We start from the raw sequence: 2,411 nt of genomic DNA, 5'->3' as shown, positions 1-2,411 counted from the left end.
GCACGCCATCGATGCCGTCCCTGACCGTGTTGCCCTGATCTGCGGCGACGAGCAGCTGACCTACGCCCAACTCGAGGAGAAGGCCAACCGCCTCGCGCACTACCTGCAGGAGCGGGGGGTGAAGAAGGACGACAAGGTCGGTCTCTACTGCCGCAACCGCATCGAGATCGTCATCGCGATGGTGGGCATCATCAAGGCGGGCGCGATCCTGGTCAACATCAACTACCGCTACGTCGAGGGCGAACTGCGTTACCTGTTCGAGAACTCCGACATGGTTGCGCTGGTGCACGAGCGCCAGTACTCCGAGCGGGTCGCCAACGTGCTGCCGGAGACCCCCGACGTCAAGACGATCCTGGTGATCGACGACGGGTCTGATGTTCCCGACAGCGCATACCAGAGCTACGGCGGCGTCGAGTTCTACGCCGCTATCGCCGACAGCTCGGCCGAGCGCGACTTCGGTCCACGCAGCGCCGACGACATCTACCTGCTCTACACCGGTGGCACCACCGGGTTCCCGAAGGGCGTGATGTGGCGCCACGAGGACATTTACCGGGTGCTGTTCGGCGGAACCGACTTCGCCACAGGCGAATTCATCAAGGACGAGTACGACCTGGCCAAGGGCGCCGCTGCCAATCCGCCGATGGTCCGCCACCCGATTCCGCCGATGATCCACGGCGCAACTCAGTCGGCCACCTGGATGTCGATTTTCTCGGGCCAAACCACGGTGCTGGCACCGGAATTCAATGCGGACGAAGTGTGGCGCACGATTCACGACCACAAGGTGAACCTGCTGTTCTTCACCGGTGACGCGATGGCGCGCCCGTTGCTCGACGCGCTGCTGGCGCACCAGGACAAGGGCAATGAGTACGATCTGTCGTCGCTGTTCCTGCTCGCCTCCACAGCGGCGCTGTTCTCTCCGAGTATCAAGGAAAAGTTCCTCGAACTGCTTCCCAACCGGGTCATCACCGACTCAATTGGCTCGTCGGAGACCGGTTTTGGCGGCACCAGTATCGTCGCCAAAGACGCACCGCACAGCGGCGGCCCGCGCGTGACGATCGACCACCGGACCGTCGTCCTCGACGACGACGGCAACGAGGTCCAACCAGGCTCCGGAGTCCGCGGCTTCATCGCCAAGAAGGGCAACATTCCCGTCGGCTACTACAAGGACGAGAAGAAAACCGCCGAGACGTTCCAGACCATCAAAGGCGTCCGCTACGCGATTCCCGGCGACTACGCGACCGTCGAGGAGGACGGTAGCGTCACGATGCTCGGCCGCGGCGCGGTGTCGATCAACAGCGGCGGTGAGAAGATCTACCCCGAAGAGGTCGAGGCCGCTTTGAAGGGGCATCCCGACGTCTTCGATGCGTTGGTAGTCGGGGTGCCCGATCCCCGCTACGGCCAGCACGTGGCGGCAGTCGTGCAGGCTAGGCCCGGTTCGCGGCCGTCGCTATCCGACCTGGATAGCTTCGTGCGAGCCGAGATCGCGGGATACAAAGTGCCACGCAGCCTTTGGCTGGTCGACGAGGTGAAGCGCTCACCGGCCGGTAAACCTGACTACCGGTGGGCCAAAGAACAGACCGAGGCGCGACCGGCCGACGACGTACACGCCGCCCACGCAACCGCTTGACCGACTTCGTCAAGCGTCACACTGGCGCACCCGCCGGCTTCTTCGCCTGTGAAGCCGCTGGGCTGCAATGGCTTTCGCAAGCCAACGGTGGTGTGCCCTGTGTGCCGGTCGTCGCCGCAGATGCGACGAGCCTGACACTGCGGCGGCTGGAGTCGGCAACTCCCAGTCCCGCAGCGGCTTTCGAGTTCGGCGGCCGGCTGGCTACCACGCACGACGCGGGAGCTGCGGGCTTCGGTGCCGGTCCCGCCGGTTGGGACGGGCCGGGGTTCTTCGGACCGCTGACCCAGCCGTTGCCGATGTCGCTACGGCCGCACCCGCATTGGGGCCAGTTCTACGCCGACGAGCGGTTGGCCCCGATGGCCGCACTGGCCGCGCCGCGTCTGAGCGCGTCGACTCGTGCGGCGATCGACAAGGTCGCAACCCGCTGTCGGGCCGGCGACTTCGACGACGACGACCGGCCGGCCAGGCTGCACGGCGATCTGTGGGGCGGCAATGTGATGTGGACGCCGGACGGGGTGGTGCTCATCGACCCGGCCGCACATGGCGGTCACCGGGAGAATGACCTGGCCATGCTCGCATTGTTCGGCTGCCCGCACTACGACGACATTGTCGAGGGCTACCAGCGAGTGCACCCGCTGCGACCGGGTTGGCGCGCGCGGATCGGGCTGCATCAGCTTTTTGCGCTGCTCGCGCATGTGGTGTTGTTCGGCGGCGGGCACGCGCAGCGGGCCGGTGTCTGTGCCCGGGCGGCTTTGGCGCTCTAGCCGTGGGGCTAGGCTGCGTT

At 65.8% G+C, this 2,411-nt stretch carries 2 protein-coding genes; both read left to right on the top strand.

Translation table 11 applies throughout. The annotated features are described in order from the left end of the window. A partial coding sequence (locus tag VN856_RS17035) for an acyl-CoA synthetase (protein ID WP_325691069.1) occupies positions 1-1,627 on the top strand: 1,627 nt, incomplete at its 5' end. Then, positions 1,624-2,391, top strand: a complete 768-nt coding sequence (locus VN856_RS17030; RefSeq protein WP_325691067.1) for a fructosamine kinase family protein — start codon at positions 1,624-1,626, stop codon at positions 2,389-2,391. The genes VN856_RS17035 and VN856_RS17030, both read left to right, overlap by 4 nt. Positions 2,392-2,411: the final 20 nt, after the last annotated feature.

It is taken from the genome of Mycobacterium sp., assembly GCF_035603715.1.
In the GTDB taxonomy this organism is placed as follows: Bacteria; Actinomycetota; Actinomycetes; order Mycobacteriales; family Mycobacteriaceae; genus Mycobacterium.
The sequence above is the reverse complement of the archived record's forward strand: the minus strand, read 5'-3'. Positions and strand labels throughout refer to the sequence as shown.